Here is a 17,152-nt window from a genome sequence, read left to right on the forward strand (position 1 = left end):
TATTTGCGCTTTTTCATCGATTCAACACCGCTTAACCTTCACTCCATCGACCTACAACATTCTCGGATGGAGGCTACACAACATGTCCCGCGTTCTGATCATCGAAAGCAGCGCCCGCCAGCAAGACTCGGTTTCCCGTCAACTGACCCAGACCTTTATCAGTCAGTGGAAAGCGGCGCATCCGGCCGATCAGATCACCGTCCGTGACGTCGCCGTCAATCCAGTTCCGCACCTCGATATCAACCTGTTGGGCGGCTGGATGAAACCCGTCGAGCAGCGCACCGACAGCGAACAAGCTTCGCTGAACCGCTCCAATGAATTGACTGACGAACTGCTGGCCGCCGACGTGCTGGTGATGGCAGCGCCGATGTACAACTTCGCGATCCCGAGCACCCTCAAGGCGTGGCTCGACCACGTGCTGCGTGCCGGCGTGACGTTCAAGTACACCGAAACCGGCCCGCAAGGTTTGCTCAGCGGCAAACGTGCCTACGTGCTGACTGCTCGCGGTGGCATCTACGCTGGCGGCCCGGCCGACCACCAGGAACCGTACTTGCGTCAGGTGATGGGTTTCATCGGTATCCACGACGTGACCTTCATCCACGCCGAAGGCATGAACCTGGGTGGCGACTTCCAGGAGAAGGGCCTGAACCAGGCCAACGCCAAGCTCTCCCAGGTCGCTTGATATGTTAATCGCCAGATAATCACTGGATGTTCTAGTGCTCTGGCGCAACCCCTTCAAGGCTCTACGCGCATCGAACCTCCCTTTGCACTTGTTGCTCCTGAGTGCTGTAGCCCGATTGAACGCATTAGCGAGATCGGGCTTTTTTTTGCCCGGGATTTAATGAACGTCAAATGCCCCTGATTTCACACCGACCCTGTGGGAGCGGGCTTGCCCGCGATGAGGGCGTGTCAGACAGGAATTTTTTACTGACACACCGCCATCGCGGGCAAGCCCGCTCCCACAGAGAGTTGTGTTTTCTGCACATTCGCAGTGGACGGCAAAACCCGCTATCGTCGCCGCCATTCGAAACAGAGGCGACCATGGGCTATCTACTTTTTGTCACGCTGATCCAGGCGTTTTCCTTCAGTCTGATCGGCGAATACCTGGCCGGACATGTCGACAGTTACTTCGCGGTGCTGGTGCGTGTGGTGCTGGCGGGACTGGTGTTCATCCCGCTGACCCGCTGGCGTTCGGTGGAGCCGGGGTTCATGCGCGGCATGCTGCTGATCGGCGCGTTGCAGTTCGGCGTGACCTACGTCTGCCTGTACCTGAGTTTTCGCGTGTTGACGGTGCCGGAAGTGCTGCTGTTCACCATTCTCACGCCGCTGCATGTGACCCTGATCGAAGATGCATTGAACCGCCGCTTCAATCCGTGGGCGCTGATCGCAGCACTGGTGGCCGTGTGCGGTGCGGCGGTGATTCGCTTTGACCGGATCAACCCGGACTTCTTCATGGGCTTCCTGCTGCTGCAACTGGCCAACTTCACCTACGCCGCCGGGCAAGTGTTGTACAAGCATCTGGTGGCGAAACACCCAAGCGATCTGCCGCATTACCGGCGTTTCGGTTTCTTCTACCTCGGCGCGTTGGCGGTGGTGTTGCCGGCGTTTCTGCTGTTCGGCAAGTCGAACTTCCTGCCCGAAGCGCCGCTGCAATGGGGTGTGCTGGTGTTTCTTGGTCTGGTCTCGACCGCGTTGGGGCTTTACTGGTGGAACAAGGGGGCGTGCATGGTCAATGGCGGGACGCTGGCGGTGATGAACAACCTGCATGTGCCGGTGGGCTTGCTGCTGAATCTGCTGATCTGGAATCAGGATGAGGAACTGGGAAGGTTGTTCCTTGGCGGGAGCGTGATTCTGATGGCGGTGTGGATTAGCCGGTTGGGCATCCGCAAATCCGCGGCCACCGCATAACCAGACTCATAAATAACCCTGTGGGAGCGAGCAAGCTCGCTCCCACAGGTTTGATCTACGACGTTACAGCAGGTGTTTCTGCGGCTCGGGAATGTGCGCCGCGCCCAACACTGCCGGCAATAACCCCGAGCGCAAATCGCCGCCACTCGGCTGCTGATAAAGGCTCAGCCCAAACTCCGGCAACACCGCCAGCAGGTAATCGAAAATATCCCCCTGAATCCGCTCGTAGTCCGCCCACACGGTGGTGCGGGTGAAGCAGTAGATTTCCAGCGGAATACCCTGTGCGGTGGTCTGCATCTGGCGGACCATGCAGGTCATGTTCGGCTGAATCTCCGGATGGCTCTTCAGATAAGCCAGCGCATAAGCGCGAAAGGTACCTATGTTGGTCATGCGCCGGCGATTCGCCGACATCGCCGCAACATTGCCCTGCGCTTCGTTCCACGCCTTGAGCTCGGCTTTCTTGCGGCCCATGTAGTCGGTCAGCAGGTGGACCTGGGACAGCTTCGCTTCTTCGTCATCGCTGATAAAGCGCACGCCGCTGGCGTCGATGAACAGGCTGCGCTTGATCCGCCGGCCACCGGATTGCTGCATGCCGCGCCAGTTCTTGAACGACTCGGACATCAGACGCCAGGTCGGGATCGAGACGATGGTTTTGTCGAAGTTCTGCACCTTGACCGTGTGCAGGGTGATATCGACCACGTCACCGTCGGCGCCGACCTGCGGCATCTCGATCCAGTCGCCGACCCGCAGCATGTCGTTGCTGGTCAACTGCACGCTGGCAACGAACGACAGCAGGGTGTCCTTGTAGACCAACAGGATCACCGCCGACATAGCGCCCAGACCCGACAGCAGCAACAGCGGTGAACGGTCGATCAGCGTGGCGACGATGATGATCGCGCCAAACACGTACAAGACCATTTTCGCCAGTTGCACGTAGCCTTTGATCGAGCGCGTACGGGCGTGTTCGGTGCGTGCGTAGATATCGAGCAAGGCATTGAGCAGGGCGCTGATCGACAGCAGCAGGAACAGAATGGTGAACGACAGCGCCACGTTACCGAGAAAGGTCATCGCGGTTTTGCTCAGTTCGGGCACCAGATGCAGGCCGAACTGAATCACCAGCGACGGCGTCATCTGCGCCAGGCGCTGAAACACCTTGTTGTGGCGAAAGTCGTTGATCCAGTGCAGAGCCGGTTGGCGACCGAGCATGCGGCTGGCGTGCAGGATCAGATAACGTGCCACTCGTCCGAGCACCAGCGCGATCACCAGCAACACCGTCAAGGCCAGGCCAGCCTGCAAGAACGGATGCTGTTCGAGGGTGCCCCAGAGGTCCTGGGCGTTGAGCCAGAGCTTTTTGAAATCCATGAGAGAAACGATTCTTCTGTAAGACGCGATGGCCGATTAGAGCATTTAAGACGCCATGTATTACCGTTGGAGACAAATCAGGCAACAAAAAAGCCACTGATTAATGCCGTTTGTATAAAGAAACTCGGCCTGAGCGCTCGAAACCGGTAACCTATGCAGCTGTTTTTTTGCATATCTTCGAGGTAGCACCCGTGTTTTCCCAATTCGCCCTGCACGAACGCCTGCTAAAAGCTGTGGCCGAGCTGAAATTTGTCGAGCCAACGCCTGTGCAAGCCGCGGCCATTCCGCTGGCGCTCCAGGGGCGTGACCTGCGGGTGACTGCGCAAACCGGTAGCGGCAAGACCGCCGCTTTTGTCCTGCCGATCCTCAATCGCCTGATCGGCCCGGCCAAGGTTCGCGTCAGCATCAAGACCCTGATCCTGCTGCCGACCCGCGAGCTGGCCCAGCAGACCTTGAAAGAGGTTGAACGCTTCGCGCAGTTCACCTTCATCAAGTCAGGCCTGATCACCGGTGGTGAAGACTTCAAGGTCCAGGCCGCCATGCTGCGCAAGGTGCCGGACATCCTCATCGGCACCCCGGGCCGGATGATCGAGCAACTGAACGCCGGCAACCTCGACCTGAAAGAAGTCGAAGTACTGGTGCTCGACGAAGCCGACCGTATGCTCGACATGGGTTTCTCCGAAGACGTGCAACGTCTGGTCGACGAATGCACGAATCGTCAGCAAACCATGCTGTTCTCCGCCACCACCGGCGGTTCCGGCCTGCGCGAGATGATCGCCAAGGTGCTGAACAACCCTGAGCACTTGCAGCTCAACGCGGTCAGCCAGCTGAACTCGACCACCCGTCAGCAGGTGATTACCGCTGACCACAACCAGCACAAAGAGCAGATTGTGAACTGGCTGCTGGCCAACGAGACCTATCAGAAGGCCATCGTTTTCACCAACACCCGCGCCATGGCCGACCGCATCTACGGCCGCCTCGTGGCTCAGGAATACAAAGCGTTCGTGCTGCACGGCGAGAAAGACCAGAAGGATCGCAAACTGGCGATCGACCGTCTGAAGCAGGGCGGCGTGAAAATTCTGGTGGCCACCGACGTTGCGGCCCGTGGTCTGGACGTTGATGGTCTGGACATGGTGATCAACTTCGACATGCCACGCAGCGGCGACGAATACGTTCACCGCATCGGTCGTACCGGTCGTGCCGGTAACGACGGTCTGGCGATCTCGCTGATCTGCCATGGCGACTGGAACCTGATGTCGAGCATCGAGCGTTATCTGAAGCAGAGCTTCGAGCGCCGCACCATCAAGGAAGTCCAAGTCACCTACGGCGGACCGAAAAAGGTCAAGGCCTCGGGCAAAGCCGTTGGCGTGAAGAAGAAAAAGACCGACGCCAAAGGCGACAAGAAGAAAACTGCCGCCAAGACGCCGACCAAGCGCAAGAGCGCCAACCGTCCGAAGCCAGATTCACTGGTGAGCAGCGACGGCATGGCCCCGCTCAAGCGTCGCAAGCCAACAGAGCCTGCGGCTGAGTAAGTCGTTTCAGGCACATAAAAAACCCGGACAGTGTCCGGGTTTTTTTATGGCCGGGATTTGTCAGCTCCCGAGCAGACCACTGGTGTCGGCATCAAAACGTTGCTTTGCCTTGTCAGCGGCCGGTTTCAGCAACGCTAGCAGCGCGGCCTCGCTGTACAACCGGGTGACCGCCAACTCCTTCGGCGTCGGCTCAATTGGAATCAGCACATCTTCACCGTCCGCGTGCAGCCAGATCGCCACAACGTGCAGCGCCGAGACAAACAACAGCCGCGGTTCCACGGTTTTGCCCTGCAATTGCGGTGATTGCTCCGCCAGTTTCAGCGCGCCGACGGCAGCGGCTGCGAGCGATCCGTGGTTCAACGAGGCAAACTCGACGTGGCCGCGTACCTCGGCCAATTGTGCGTCGGCAATCGTCACGCCATCAGAGAACACCAGGTAATGCCAGTCGCCCATCCGCGCGTCTTGCAGACCTTTGCCGTTACTCAAATCCTCCAGACTCAGCGAGTAACCACGCCAGGCCTCACTGAGGCTGATCTTCGCAGGTAAGGCGTTGGCGAATTGGCGATTGGCGCCAAAGCCTTGGGTTTGCAGGGCCGCTTGCAGCGCTGGACGCAAGGTCTGTACGCCGTTGGAAGGCGCCTTTGGATAAGTCAGTTGCATGATGTCGCCCTCCTAGTTTTTTACAGTGAAATAAGTGTTGGTCCAATTGCCGCCACCGTTGTACGAACCGGGGAATGCGTTCAGCGCACGGGTCGAATAGCCGTAGATCGAGTCCGCGACCAGCACGTAGTTGCCATTGGTGCCATAGATCGTCAGGAAGTGCGCACCGCCGCCGTACCAGGCACAGCGCAGGGCGACCGGGCGGCCCATGTTGATCTGGTTCTGAATAGCCGACATCTGCAACGAACCCTGATTCATGCCGTTGTAACTGCGCGTGGTGCGCAGGGCGGTATCGAGGTAGCCATAGACGTTGCACGGCCCCGGCTGATTGCAGCAGTTGCGGTTCAGCTCCGAACTGGCAACCCCGCATTGGGTCCATGACCCGGTGCCGTAATAGTTGCCGACCGAAGCGGATAAGGCCGCCCAGCACCAGTTGGTCTGGGTTTGCTTCTGCATGGTGAAGTTGAGGCTGCTGGCGGCGAGTGCGCGGGTTTGCGCCGCTGCTTCGACTTCGACCAGTTGCGGGTCGATCAGGTGGCCGATAAGACACCTTGGCAGGGTCTCGCCGGTAAAACGGGTTGCTTCATTGGTTAACATTTTTCAGTCCTCCATGAGTGAAAACAAGCGTCCAGCTTGTGAGTGTGTTGCGGTATCGCTGAGCGATCGGTGCGTAAGGGTTGCCATGTTGGATGGCGCGTTCCGATCTCCTTGCTCGAGGTAACCTTAGTCTGAATATGCATTTGTGCAAGAAAATAAATGCACTGATGCATTTTTAAGGGCGAAAGATCGCAGCCTTCGACAGCTACTACAGGTGGGCCATCAATCCCATGTAGGCGCTGCCGAAGGCTGCGATCTTATGACTTTTAGCTTTCTGCTTTCTTCTCAGCCGAATTCAGCTCTTTCAACCGCTGATCAATCAACTGGCACTTGTCCGGCAGATCCGCACTGGCCGTGCCCAGATCCATCTTCTGCAATTCAGCGTTGATCTCTTTGGCCTTGGCTGGGTTCTGTTCGGTGAGCCGGGTGACTTCCTTGGCCAGTTGTTCACGTTTAGCCGTGGCTTCTTCCGGCGTGCAGGCCCAGGCGGGCAGGGCGCAGGTGAGGGTTGCAGCGAGGGTTAGCTTGATCAGGGTTTTCATGGGGCAGGCCTCAGTTCCGGTTAAGGCGGGTTAATCGGTTGATGGCTTTTGCCGATTAAAAGTTCAGTCTCGCTTGCGGTATCAACGGCTAACTTTCATGGCAGCAACTGGATCGGTTTCCCCCTTCATACCGATCATGATGCCGCACCCACTCCATGATCTCGTCTTCATTCCTGCCCTTGGGCGTAAGGTCGAGGTAGTTATAGGCGCCGACTAACATGTCCAGCCCTCGGGCATACGTTGAATAGGTGTGGAAAATCTCACCTTTATCGTCGCGATAAAACACACTCAGCCCCGGCATTTCCTCCTCGGCACTGTCGGTTTTTTCGTAGTTGTAAGTAGCCTTTTCAGCCGCAACATCTTCAGCACGCGCGCAAACGCCGAAGTCATAGTTAAAGTCGCAACCTTCTGACGACACCCAGTCAAACTTCCAGCCCATCCGCCGTTTAAAGTCCTGAAACTCGTTGAACGGTGCATGGGAAACAGCCACCACGGCGATGTCGTGATGGGCCAGATGCAGATTGGCACCGTCAATGTGATCGCTGAGGAACGAGCAACCCTGACAACCTTCCTCCCAGTCCTTGGCGAACATGAAGTGGTACAGCACCAATTGGCTGGTTTTGCCGAAGAGATCGGCGAGCTTCAATTCGCCGTTGGGGCCTTGGAAGTGGTAGTCCTTGTCAATTTTCACCCAAGGTAATGCCCGACGTTCGGCGCTGAGGCGGTCGCGTTCCTTGGTGAAAGCTTTTTCGTGAGACAGGTGCTGCTTACGAGCGGTAAGCCATTCTTCGCGCGACACCACCGGATGATTCTGAGTGTTCATGATGATTTCTCCTGCGGGGTTGAAACCGTCTGTTTCAGACTAGTCGTTTAACACGCTGGGAATTCGACAGACCGCCGGTCGGTTGCCGCGCGAAACGCGGCTGAACGGCTGCGGCACGCTCGGGTCACAACCTATGAACGCGCCATTAATCACGCGCACCGGAGGTTGAATCAGGATGACGACTTATAACTGGGATTTGATTGAGCGTTTGCTGCATGAAGTGCAGAACGGCGCGGGCCACAGCTTTGCGGCCAGGGCTTATGCCGAGGACTATGCGGCAGCGAAGGCGGCGGCAGGCGAGCCGATCGATAATCTGGATCATCTGAAAACCCTTGCCTGTGAATATGAACGGATGCTGCTGTTGCGCGGCTACATCGGGCCACGGGGAGAAGATGAGGGCAGCACCGGTAACAACTTCAGTCTGACCCCGCGTGGATCAAGTCTGTTGAGCATGATCGACAGCAGCATTCCCGGGAATGACCATCCACGTCAGGTGCTGGATGAGCAGGACGATGCGCTGGCTGAGGGGACGTTTGATGAAGTGGCGTCGAAGGCGCAGATAGCCTGATTTCACACAAATCCCAATGTGGGAGCGAGCAGGCTCGCTCCCACATTGGTTTTGCATTGATCTCAATTTTTCTGTGCCGCCTTCAAACACTTCAGATCATTGAAGTCTTTACGCACACCCTCGATCTTCTTCAGCAACCGTTCACGTTGCTGCGGCGTACTTTCAGCCATCAGATCAACTGCCAGCGCTCGTCCCTGTGCCTCGGTGTTGGCGTAGGCCTTTCGGTAATCCGCCGTCCATAGGCTCTCGCGATTGATCAGAAGGGTCTCGATACGTTGTGGGAATTCGGGGCTTTTTCGCTGTGCAACCGCTGCGCTGAACTGTTTCTGCCAGTGCTCACGGTTGGCAATCCACTGAGTGTTCTGATCGCCCAACGCGTTAGTCCAAGTCACTACGCGCTGTTTTTGGCTCGGACTTAACGGGCCGAGCCAGTCGTTCAGACGTTTCTCCATGCGCTCGCCACGGTCCTTGATCTGCTCGGCCAACGGCGGTTTGACGTAATCCTGCTGGCGTTTACGCAGATCCTTGGCAAACGCGTCGTTCATCTCCGCCACCTGTTTATCGTCCAGGCCTTGCAACAACTCGATGGCCGACGGGGTTATCTCCCGCGCCGTCTCGGCAATGGCTTTTTTTGCTTCCGCGGTGCGCGCCTGAAGTGCTGCGTCAGTCACCTGATTGGTCTCGACCATCGTTTGCAGACGATCCAGCCAGTCGAGGTAGCCCGGCAATTGCGTGGTGCAATGCCAGCTTAGGTGTTCCTGGAGGCGTTCGTTGAACCAGCCTTTCTGCTCGCCGTTCATGTCCAGGTAGTCGCCGAGCGTCCACGGGATGATCACGTCGAGATTGCGATACGCCAGGCCGACGCGGCTGCAGGCCCCAAGGGCGAGGGTGCAAATCAACAGGGCAGCGATGTGTTTGAACCAGCGAGACATGGGCGATTCCTTGCGATGGCCAGCCGTAGGGTCTGATTCTCATGTGAACGCAGAATGAACCCGGCAGTTCAGCCAATCAATAGAACGCGCGTGCAGCCTTGAGTGTGACGAGGCCATCGCACTCGCTGTTATGCCCTGAATAGGCCGAGCAATCGCTGCCGCTGAGGCTGGAGTTGCTGTAGATCAGGTCGAGGTCGACGCCCATGAAGGGTCGGGATAATTTCACCGACCAATCGGTAAAACTGCTGACATAACCACCGTCCACCGCGACCGGCGAATTCAGTTGGTGGGTGGTGTATTTCATGCTGACACCAATGCCGAACGGCTGATTACCGCCAAGATCGGCAAACAGCGTGTTGTTCTGCTTATCCGGGTCGTTGCTCAGGGCGACGCCGAATCGGCTACCGAGCAAGGTCAGGCCGCCGAATAGTTCCTGGCTATCGAGGGTCTCCACGCTGGGGTAGCTGTAGTGGATCATCCCGACTTCGTAGCCGAGGGTTTGGTCGAAAGGCTGTTTAAAGCCGACGTAGGAATCGATTTCGAGGTTTTTCCCCGGCGTGATGCCCATGCTCGGTGACCATTGGCCGACGTAGAGGCCGCTGTCATGGCTCAGGTCGAGACCGCCATGGAATGAACCGACTGCCGAAGGCTTGATCAGTCCTTGAGCCATGCTGCGTGTAGGCGTGGTGCCGAGCTTGAGATCGAAGTCGCCGAGTTCCCGCTGGAAAATCTGCGCGTGCGCGGGCGAGCAAGCCAGTAGGCCTACAAGCAATAAACGGGAAGTTTTACGCATGCGTCACTCCATGAACAGCGAGCGCAGGGCATCGGACCTGCTGAAACGCTTGATCTAGACGTGTGCAAGGATACCGGCGAATGATCGGCATGGAAGGCCGTTCGTCGATTGTCAAAAATTAGAAGGGTTTTGGTTTAAAGCGAAGGGGGGTATTGTGCGGTGCCAGTCCAGACGCTTCGAAGCTCAAAGCGCCTAGGGACGGGTGTATTACCGGATATTACTTCTTGCCCAGGCTGATCTGCTTGGACGGGCCGAACGTCTGGCCGCTGACGCCTTTGGCAATTTGCTGGATCTCGCCGCCGGACTTGAGGAACAAAGCGATCTGATCGTTGATCGATTCGCTGGTTTCAACGGCTGGGGCTGGCTTTGCTTTGCTGGTGGATGCTTTTACACGCATGGCGGCCATTAACCTGTAGAAGAGTAACTCGGCCAGGCATCGTACAGGAATAACTTGACAATAGCTCGGTAAATATCCCCCGGAATAACCAACCGCCAAGGTGGATTATTCTCGGTTAAATATTCGAAATAACTCGCTAACCTACTGTTTTATTTAAGAACGTTTATGCATTACGGCGCTGTGGAGTCCTTCCGTTGGGCACCGAATCAGTCTGACGAGTGGCACCGCGTGAGTGCCCGAGCAAGGAGAATCAAGGCGTTGCGCAGATTTTCTCGGCCTCGCCGTTTTGCCGGCGAACGTTCCCGATAAAACCGGGTAGAATGCCGCCCACGTAATGAGGGTTTTGGAAATGGCTTTAGTCGGGCGCTACAACAGTTTGCAAGTGGTTAAACACACTAACTTCGGTTTATATCTGGACGGCGGTGCCGACGGCGAAATTCTTTTGCCCAACCGTTATATCCCTAAAGATATTCCCAGCGAAGATGAAGACTGGCTCAACGTTTTTGTTTATCTGGACAGCGAAGACAAACTTCTCGCTACCACGGAAAAACCGAAAGTTCAGGTCGGTGAGTTCGCCAGTTTGAAAGTTGTTGAAGTCAACAGCATCGGTGTGTTCCTCGATTGGGGCTTGCCGAAGGATCTGTTGCTGCCGTATTCCGAAGAGAAGCGTCAGATGACCGCCGGTGAGTATTGCGTGGTGCATGTCTACCTCGACAAGCACACTCGCCGCATCACCGCCACCGCGCGACTGGATCGCTACCTCGATAAAACCCCGGCCAACTACAGCCCGGGTCAGGAAGTTGATCTGCTGGTTGCCGAAGCGACCGATATGGGCTTCAAGGCAATCATCAACAACAAGCATTGGGGTTTGATTCACAAGAACGAAATCTTCAAGTTCATGCGCGCCGGCATGAGCGAAAAAGGCTTCATCAAGGAAGTGCGCGCCGACGGCAAGATCAGCCTGAGCCTGCAACCGGTTGGTCAGGAAGCGGCGAGCAGCCTGAACTCGAAGATTCTCGCCAAGTTGCGCGAGAATGACGGCAGCCTGCCAGTTAGCGACAAGAGCGATCCGGCGTTGATCAGCAGCCTGTTCGGTGTGAGCAAGGGCAACTTCAAGAAGGCCATCGGTTCGTTGTACAAGGAAGGCAAGATCGTCATTCACGCCGATCGCATTGAACTAAGCTGATCGCACATCGGCCCCATGTTGGAGCTGCCGCAGGCTGCGCCTACATTGAGGGCCGTGTGATGAAGAAAGCGCTGATTGCTTATGTTGCAACGCTGGTGACGTTTTTGTTGCTGGACGGGATATGGCTCGGCCTGTTGATGGCGCCGACCTATCGCGAACTGCTTGGTCCGTTGATGCTCGAGAAACCGCTGCTGATTCCCGCAGCGGTTTTTTATTGCCTGTATGTTTTTGGTTGCGTGATGTTTGTGGTGTTGCCGGCGTTGAACTGGCAGTGGGCAGCTCGGCGTGGTGCGCTGTTGGGACTGGTGGCGTATGGCACGTATGACCTGACCAATTGGGCGACATTGCGTGGATGGTCGGTGCAGGTGACGTTGCTGGATTGGGCTTGGGGGACGTTTGCCACGGCTGTTGCTTGTACTGTTGGTTTACTCGTGGCGAAACGACTGGTGAAGTCAGATTCCTGAATAGCGCTGATTGAACTGACGTCATCGCTGGCAAGCCAGCTCCCACAGGGTTCTGTGACAAACCAGCAGTTGTAGGCAACTCGGACATTGTGGGAGCTGGCTTGCCAGCGATTGGCGGCGCAGCCGACAGCCATTCACCCCTGACGCAGCGGACGAATTAAATGTCTCTTGCAGACGGCTTTTTCTGTCGCACTGGTTAATAATCGATGCCATAACCCTATGCCCCGGACATTGATCCGGGGTTTTGTTTTGACCAATGGATGGCTGCCATGTTGTGTGTGTTCGAGGTGTTGCGGTGATTGCCGAGCGGCGCAATGCCGACCGTTTTGCCCTGCAGGTGATGATCGGTCTGTGCCTGATCTGGGGTGTGCAGCAGGTGATGATCAAGTGGGCTGCGCCTGACATCGCGCCGGTGATGCAAGCGGCGGGGCGCTCGGGGATTTCTGCGCTGCTGGTCGGACTGCTGATCTGCTGGAAGGGCGGTTGGGATCAGGTCGGCAGCACCTGGCGCGGGGGCTTGCTGGCCGGTGCGCTGTTCGGCCTGGAGTTTTTCTTTATCTCCGAAGGCCTGCAACTGACCACCGCTGCGCACATGTCAGTGTTTCTCTACACCGCGCCGATTTTCACCGCGCTGGGTGTGCATTTTCTGTTGGCCAGTGAGCGTTTGCGACCGTTGCAGTGGCTGGGGATTTTGCTCGCTTTCATTGGTATCGCGATTGCATTTGCCGGTGGTGTGTCGTGGGACAACCTGGATCGGCGCATGCTGCTGGGCGATGCCTTCGGTGTGTTGGCCGGTGCCTGTTGGGGCGCGACCACCGTGGTGGTGCGCGCCTCGCGGCTGTCGGAAGCCCCGGTGACGTTGACCCTGTTCTATCAGTTGATCGTCGGCTTCATCGGCCTGCTGTTGATCGCGCTGTTCAGCGGCCAGATCGGCCACGTCAACCTGACCACCGTGGCGGTGGCCAGCGTGCTGTTTCAGGGGCTGGTGGTGTCGTTCTTCAGTTACCTGGTGTGGTTCTGGCTGCTGCGGCGTTATCTGGCGGCCAACCTGGCGGTGTTCTCGTTCATGACACCACTGTTCGGCGTCACCTTCGGCGTGGTGCTGCTCGGTGAGCAACTGAGCGTGAACTTCGTTATCGGCGCCGTGCTGGTGTTGCTCGGCATCACGTTCGTCAGCGCCGAGCAGTGGCTGCGTCGGCGTTTGCGCAAAGCGCTGGGCCAGTAGCCGTCGATTGCATCGCCAACGGCTCGGCGCCAATCTCAATGCGTGGATTGAAGTACAACAAGCTGTCTATCCCGCGCCTTTGGCAAAGACCCGGCAAACAGCTTGAGCCCATTGCGGCGGACTCTGTTCAATTCAGTAACAGATCATTGCGGATTTGGCCAAGCATTGCGTAGGACTTCGGACTATTATCAGTGCGAAGCGTCCTCAGAATTCCGGCCGCTCAGCACCACCCTGAAGGGGGCATGACGATGAAAGAGAAAATTCAAAACTGGCTGCATGATTTGGGTGTTGCCCTCGGCTTGATCGAACCGCCACTGCAACCGGTACCGATTCGCACGGACGACGAACAACGTCGGCGCCAGCCTCGTCGGCGGTAATGTCCCCGACTTGAAGGATCAAAAGATTCAGGATCAATAGATCGCAGCCTTTGGCAGTGCCTACAGAGAATGGTGTAGGCGCTGCCGAAGGTTGCGATTTTTTGTTTTCAATGCCGCCCGATCATTAGCAAAAACCGGCTCAAGTCATTCGTCGATCATCAATCGAATCTTTACCGGCACTTTCCTATAGGCGAAAAAAAACGGGTGTGGCAACCGACGCCACACCCGTCGAAGAAAGCATCAAGTCGTTAAATCAAGCTTAGATCGCTCTGGCCACCGTAGCGGGGCGCGGCGACAGCAGGCTGACCACCACAAAACTCACCAGACCCACAGCCAGGCTGCAGTAGATCGGTGTGTTGGCATCCAGACCGTCTTTGAACATGAACAGCAGCGCCGTGGCAAAGCCCAAGCCCATGCTGGCGATGGCGCCGGCGGTGGTTGCACGTTTCCAGAAGATCGCGCCCATCAGCGGGATCAGCATGCCGCCTACCAACAGGTTGTACGCCAGGGTCAGGGCGCTGATCACGTCGTTCACCACCAGGGCGATGCCGAGCACGACGATGCCGGTCAGCAGGGTGAACAGACGGTTGATGCGCAGGCTCGATTGTTTGCCGCCGCGCAGTTTCGGCAGCAGGTCTTCGGTCAGCGTAGTGGCAGCGGCGAGCAGGCCGGCGCTGGCGGTGGACATCATGGCCGCCAGTGCAGCAGCGATCACCAGACCACGGATACCGTCCGGTAGCGACAGTTTGACGATCGCGGCGAAGGCGTTGTTGACGTTGTCCAGATCCGGGATCAGCACATGCGCGGCCATGCCGATCAGCGCGCAGGCCAGACCGTAGAGAACGCAGTAGACGCCCGCGATGCTGCCGGCGTACTGGGCGACTTTGGCGGTCTTGACGGTGAACACCCGTTGCCAGATGTCCTGACCGATCAGGATGCCGAAGAAGTAGATCATGAAGTAGGTGATGATTGTGTCCCAACCGATGGTGGTGAAGCTGAATGCGGTCGCAGGCAGTTTCAGCACCAGTTCATCCCAACCGCCGACGCGGTACAGGCAGATCGGCAACAGGATGAACATCAGGCCAACGGTCTTGATGATGAACTGGACGATGTCGGTCAGGGTCAGCGACCACATGCCGCCGATCGCCGAGTAAATCACCACCACGCCACCGCCGACGAGTACCGAGACCCAGAATGGCAGGTCAAACAGTACTTGCAGGACGGTGCCGATCGCCAGGATCGAGGTCACGCCGATCATCAGCGCATAGGCCAGCATGATGACCGCGCTCGCTGAGCGGGCCATCGGGTTGTAGCGTTTTTCCAGGACCTGGGTGACGGTGTAGATCTTCAGTTTCAGCAGCGGTTTGGCCAGGAACAGGTTCAGCGCAATGATGCCGCAACCGAGTGCTGCGCACAGCCAGAAACCGGAAATGCCATGCACGTAACCCAGGCGCACGGTGCCGACGGTGGACGCGCCACCCAGTACGGTCGCGGCCATGGTGCCCATGTACAGGCTGGGGCCGAGGTTGCGACCGGCGACGAGAAAGTCCTCGTTGGTCTTGGCCTTGCGCATGCCGAAGTAGCCGAGCAAGAGCATGCCGGCGGCGTAGATGAGGACGACGAATAAATCCAAAGCCATGATGGCGTGTCTCCGATTGTCTTTTTTATGTGAGGCTGAATTCGAATCTTCCTGTGGGAGCGAGCTTGCTCGCGAAGGCTTCGGCACATTCAAAATTGATGTGACTGACAGATCGCTTTCGCGAGCAAGCTCGCTCCCACAGGGTTTTGTGTCTGGTCAGGCGGCTTGGCGTAACGTCGGTTTAGTCGTGGCGTTCACACCTTGACTCCGTACATCCTTCGGGCCAAACACCTCGCGCGGTTCCGGGAACAGGCGCAGCAACGTCAGGTACACCACCGAGGCCAGGCCCAGAGTCACCGGCAAACTGATGTCGATGCCGCCCGCCAACTCACCCAGTGGGCCGACGAACTGCCCCGGCAGGTTGACGAAAAACAGACCGACCGCCGCGCTCGGGATCCACGCGCCCAGACCCCACCAGTTCCAGCCGTGGGTGAACCAGTAGCGTCCGCCTTGTTCGCCGCGAGTGAACACTTGCAGGTCATCCGGGCAGTAGAAGCCGCGACGCACCACCAGGCCGATGATCATGATCACCATCCATGGCGTGGTGCAGGTGATGATGAGTACGGCGAAGGTCGACACGCTCTGCACCAGGTTCGCCGCAAAGCGACCGATGAAGATGAAGGCAATCGACAGCACGCCGATCAGCAACGTCGCCTTGACCCGCGACAGCACTCGCGGGAACACGCTGGACATGTCCAGACCGGTGCCATACAGCGACGTGGTGCCGGTGGACATGCCGCCGATTACCGCAATCAGGCATACCGGCAGGAAGAACCAGCTCGGCGACACCGCCAGCAAACCGCCGACATAGTTGTTCGCCGCGATGTAGTCCGGTGCCTTGATCGCCACGATGGTTGCGGTGGCGAGGCCGAACAGGAACGGAATCAGCGTCGCCAGTTGCGCGGCGATCACTGCGAGCATGATCCGGCCTTTGGGCGTTTCGCGGGGAATGTAGCGCGACCAGTCGCCGAGGAACGCTCCGAAGGAAATCGGGTTGCTCATGGCCACCAGTGCCGCACCGATGAACGCCGCCCAGAACCCGGCCTGACCCATGGCCACGCTGCCGGCGTACTGGCTGTCGAAGGCGGGGGCGAAGGCGAAGATGCCGAGCAGGAACAACAGGCTCGCGGCCCACACCGCAATGCGGTTGACCCACAACATGAAGCGAAAGCCGTAAATGCAAACCGTCAGCACTAATAGCGCGAACAGCCCGTAAGCCAGGCCCAGCGTCAGGTCGGTTTCCGGCAGGTCGATCAGGCGTTTGGCGCCGCCAACCAGTGCATCTCCCGAACTCCACACCGAGAGCGAGAAGAACGCGATAGCGGTCAACAACGACAGGAACGAGCCGACGATCCGCCCATGCACGCCGAAGTGTGCACCGGAAGACACGGCGTTGTTGGTGCCGTTGAGCGGGCCGAACAGGCCCATCGGCGCCAGAATCAGCGCACCGACCACCACACCCAGCACAATCGCCCAGACGCCAGCCTGAAACGACAGACCGAACAGCACCGGGAAACTGCCGAGCACGGCGGTGGCAAAGGTATTGGCGCCGCCGAAGATCAAGCGAAACAGGTCGCTGGGTCGGGCGTCACGCTCATGATCCGGGATCTGTTCGACCCCGTTTTTTTCAATGCTGTTAAGGCTTTTTTCATTGTTGTTGTTATTCATGATCTGCTCCGATCATAAGGCGCGCTCATCGTGCGTGAGCGTCACCATTGGCTAAGGGGGTGGCAGCCCTTCCGGCATTGCGGACAAATGTTCGTGGCAGGCCAGCCAATGGCCTTGTTGTTCTAGGCTCGACGCTTGTTTCTTGAAAACAATCGTCTCGCGCTCCTGGCTGAAGTGTTGCTCCCCTTGCATGCGCAGCTCGGTGGCCACGTCATGGATGAAAATCGCCACGTCACCTTGCAGGCTGACAAAAGCGTTGCTCGAAGTGCAGGAAAGCACCTCGAAGCCATCCTCGGCGCGCCAGCTGTCCCACAAGGCCTGATAGGCGTCGCGCGACAGCAGTGGCTGTTCGAGGGTGTAAAACACGAAGCTGGCATCGCTGCTGAACGCACCGAAGTAGGCTTCGCGATCGTTACGCGCAAAGGCTGAAACCAGATCGGCGGCCGCTTGCAGAACCTGATCACGTTCGTTCATGACCT

General features: G+C 57.8%; 19 protein-coding genes. 8 read left to right on the top strand and 11 right to left on the bottom strand.

From position 1 onward, the window contains the following. Positions 1–82: 82 nt before the first annotated feature. Both ACIQVE_RS06440 and ACIQVE_RS06445 read left to right on the top strand, forming a co-directional pair. The gene (locus ACIQVE_RS06440; RefSeq protein ID WP_402805752.1) at positions 83–682 is read left to right on the top strand and encodes an FMN-dependent NADH-azoreductase; all 600 of its coding nucleotides are present in this window, start codon (positions 83–85) and stop codon (positions 680–682) included. A 359-nt stretch (positions 683–1,041) separates the two neighbouring features. Next, positions 1,042–1,908, top strand: a complete 867-nt coding sequence (locus ACIQVE_RS06445) for a carboxylate/amino acid/amine transporter (protein WP_402805754.1) — start codon at positions 1,042–1,044, stop codon at positions 1,906–1,908. A gap of 63 nt (positions 1,909–1,971) precedes the next feature. Here the strand turns inward: ACIQVE_RS06445 and ACIQVE_RS06450 are convergent, their stop codons facing one another. Next, positions 1,972–3,270: a mechanosensitive ion channel family protein gene (locus ACIQVE_RS06450; RefSeq protein ID WP_402805755.1), complete on the bottom strand. Its 1,299-nt coding sequence runs from the start codon at positions 3,268–3,270 to the stop codon at positions 1,972–1,974. Positions 3,271–3,461: 191 nt separating this feature from the next. Here ACIQVE_RS06450 and ACIQVE_RS06455 point away from each other — a divergent pair, with 191 nt between their 5' ends. Beyond that, the gene (locus tag ACIQVE_RS06455; RefSeq protein WP_402805758.1) at positions 3,462–4,802 is read left to right on the top strand and encodes a DEAD/DEAH box helicase; all 1,341 of its coding nucleotides are present in this window, start codon (positions 3,462–3,464) and stop codon (positions 4,800–4,802) included. Between the two features lie 60 nt (positions 4,803–4,862). On the opposite strand, the gene ACIQVE_RS06460 is transcribed toward ACIQVE_RS06455, so the two are convergent. The 4 genes from ACIQVE_RS06460 to ACIQVE_RS06475 form a co-directional block, all read right to left on the bottom strand. Then, complete coding sequence (locus ACIQVE_RS06460) at positions 4,863–5,462, bottom strand: hypothetical protein (protein ID WP_402805760.1); 600 nt, start codon at positions 5,460–5,462, stop codon at positions 4,863–4,865. 12 nt (positions 5,463–5,474) lie between these two features. Then, a complete protein-coding gene (locus tag ACIQVE_RS06465) occupies positions 5,475–6,059 on the bottom strand; it encodes a papain-like cysteine protease family protein (RefSeq protein WP_402805761.1) in 585 nt (194 codons plus the stop codon). Between the two features lie 266 nt (positions 6,060–6,325). After that, complete coding sequence (locus tag ACIQVE_RS06470; protein ID WP_402805763.1) at positions 6,326–6,601, bottom strand: hypothetical protein; 276 nt, start codon at positions 6,599–6,601, stop codon at positions 6,326–6,328. A gap of 88 nt (positions 6,602–6,689) precedes the next feature. After that, positions 6,690–7,424: a DUF899 domain-containing protein gene (locus ACIQVE_RS06475; protein WP_402805766.1), complete on the bottom strand. Its 735-nt coding sequence runs from the start codon at positions 7,422–7,424 to the stop codon at positions 6,690–6,692. 175 nt (positions 7,425–7,599) lie between these two features. Here ACIQVE_RS06475 and ACIQVE_RS06480 point away from each other — a divergent pair, with 175 nt between their 5' ends. After that, positions 7,600–7,992 carry a transcriptional regulator gene (locus ACIQVE_RS06480; protein ID WP_402805769.1) on the top strand — a complete coding sequence of 131 codons (393 nt, stop codon included), beginning with the start codon at positions 7,600–7,602 and terminating at the stop codon, positions 7,990–7,992. Positions 7,993–8,054: 62 nt separating this feature from the next. On the opposite strand, the gene ACIQVE_RS06485 is transcribed toward ACIQVE_RS06480, so the two are convergent. The 3 genes from ACIQVE_RS06485 to ACIQVE_RS06495 all read right to left on the bottom strand — a co-directional run bounded on the left by ACIQVE_RS06485 (position 8,055) and on the right by ACIQVE_RS06495 (position 10,123). After that, a complete protein-coding gene (locus tag ACIQVE_RS06485; RefSeq protein ID WP_402805771.1) occupies positions 8,055–8,924 on the bottom strand; it encodes a DUF6279 family lipoprotein in 870 nt (289 codons plus the stop codon). Between the two features lie 76 nt (positions 8,925–9,000). Continuing rightward, complete coding sequence (locus ACIQVE_RS06490; RefSeq protein WP_402805774.1) at positions 9,001–9,717, bottom strand: TorF family putative porin; 717 nt, start codon at positions 9,715–9,717, stop codon at positions 9,001–9,003. Between the two features lie 217 nt (positions 9,718–9,934). Then, complete coding sequence (locus ACIQVE_RS06495; protein ID WP_181818528.1) at positions 9,935–10,123, bottom strand: hypothetical protein; 189 nt, start codon at positions 10,121–10,123, stop codon at positions 9,935–9,937. Between the two features lie 340 nt (positions 10,124–10,463). Here ACIQVE_RS06495 and ACIQVE_RS06500 point away from each other — a divergent pair, with 340 nt between their 5' ends. The 4 genes from ACIQVE_RS06500 to ACIQVE_RS06515 all read left to right on the top strand — a co-directional run bounded on the left by ACIQVE_RS06500 (position 10,464) and on the right by ACIQVE_RS06515 (position 13,366). After that, a complete protein-coding gene (locus ACIQVE_RS06500) occupies positions 10,464–11,300 on the top strand; it encodes a S1 RNA-binding domain-containing protein (RefSeq protein WP_402805777.1) in 837 nt (278 codons plus the stop codon). A 59-nt stretch (positions 11,301–11,359) separates the two neighbouring features. After that, positions 11,360–11,764, top strand: coding sequence for a DUF2177 family protein (locus ACIQVE_RS06505; protein WP_402805780.1), 405 nt, complete (start codon positions 11,360–11,362; stop codon positions 11,762–11,764). A gap of 295 nt (positions 11,765–12,059) precedes the next feature. Then, on the top strand, positions 12,060–12,989 hold the full coding sequence (locus ACIQVE_RS06510) for a DMT family transporter (protein WP_402805782.1): 930 nt from the start codon (positions 12,060–12,062) through the stop codon (positions 12,987–12,989). A 248-nt stretch (positions 12,990–13,237) separates the two neighbouring features. Further along, positions 13,238–13,366: a PA1414 family protein gene (locus ACIQVE_RS06515; RefSeq protein ID WP_003184145.1), complete on the top strand. Its 129-nt coding sequence runs from the start codon at positions 13,238–13,240 to the stop codon at positions 13,364–13,366. A gap of 259 nt (positions 13,367–13,625) precedes the next feature. Here the strand turns inward: ACIQVE_RS06515 and ACIQVE_RS06520 are convergent, their stop codons facing one another. The 3 genes from ACIQVE_RS06520 to ACIQVE_RS06530 form a co-directional block, all read right to left on the bottom strand. After that, the gene (locus tag ACIQVE_RS06520) at positions 13,626–15,005 is read right to left on the bottom strand and encodes a sodium:solute symporter (protein WP_402805785.1); all 1,380 of its coding nucleotides are present in this window, start codon (positions 15,003–15,005) and stop codon (positions 13,626–13,628) included. A gap of 156 nt (positions 15,006–15,161) precedes the next feature. Continuing rightward, on the bottom strand, positions 15,162–16,673 hold the full coding sequence (locus ACIQVE_RS06525; protein ID WP_402805788.1) for a purine-cytosine permease family protein: 1,512 nt from the start codon (positions 16,671–16,673) through the stop codon (positions 15,162–15,164). A 51-nt stretch (positions 16,674–16,724) separates the two neighbouring features. Beyond that, positions 16,725–17,147 carry a YybH family protein gene (locus ACIQVE_RS06530; RefSeq protein ID WP_402805790.1) on the bottom strand — a complete coding sequence of 141 codons (423 nt, stop codon included), beginning with the start codon at positions 17,145–17,147 and terminating at the stop codon, positions 16,725–16,727. Positions 17,148–17,152 lie beyond the last annotated feature (5 nt).

The organism is Pseudomonas sp. NPDC098747 (assembly GCF_044760045.1).
Taxonomy (GTDB): Bacteria; Pseudomonadota; Gammaproteobacteria; order Pseudomonadales; family Pseudomonadaceae; genus Aquipseudomonas.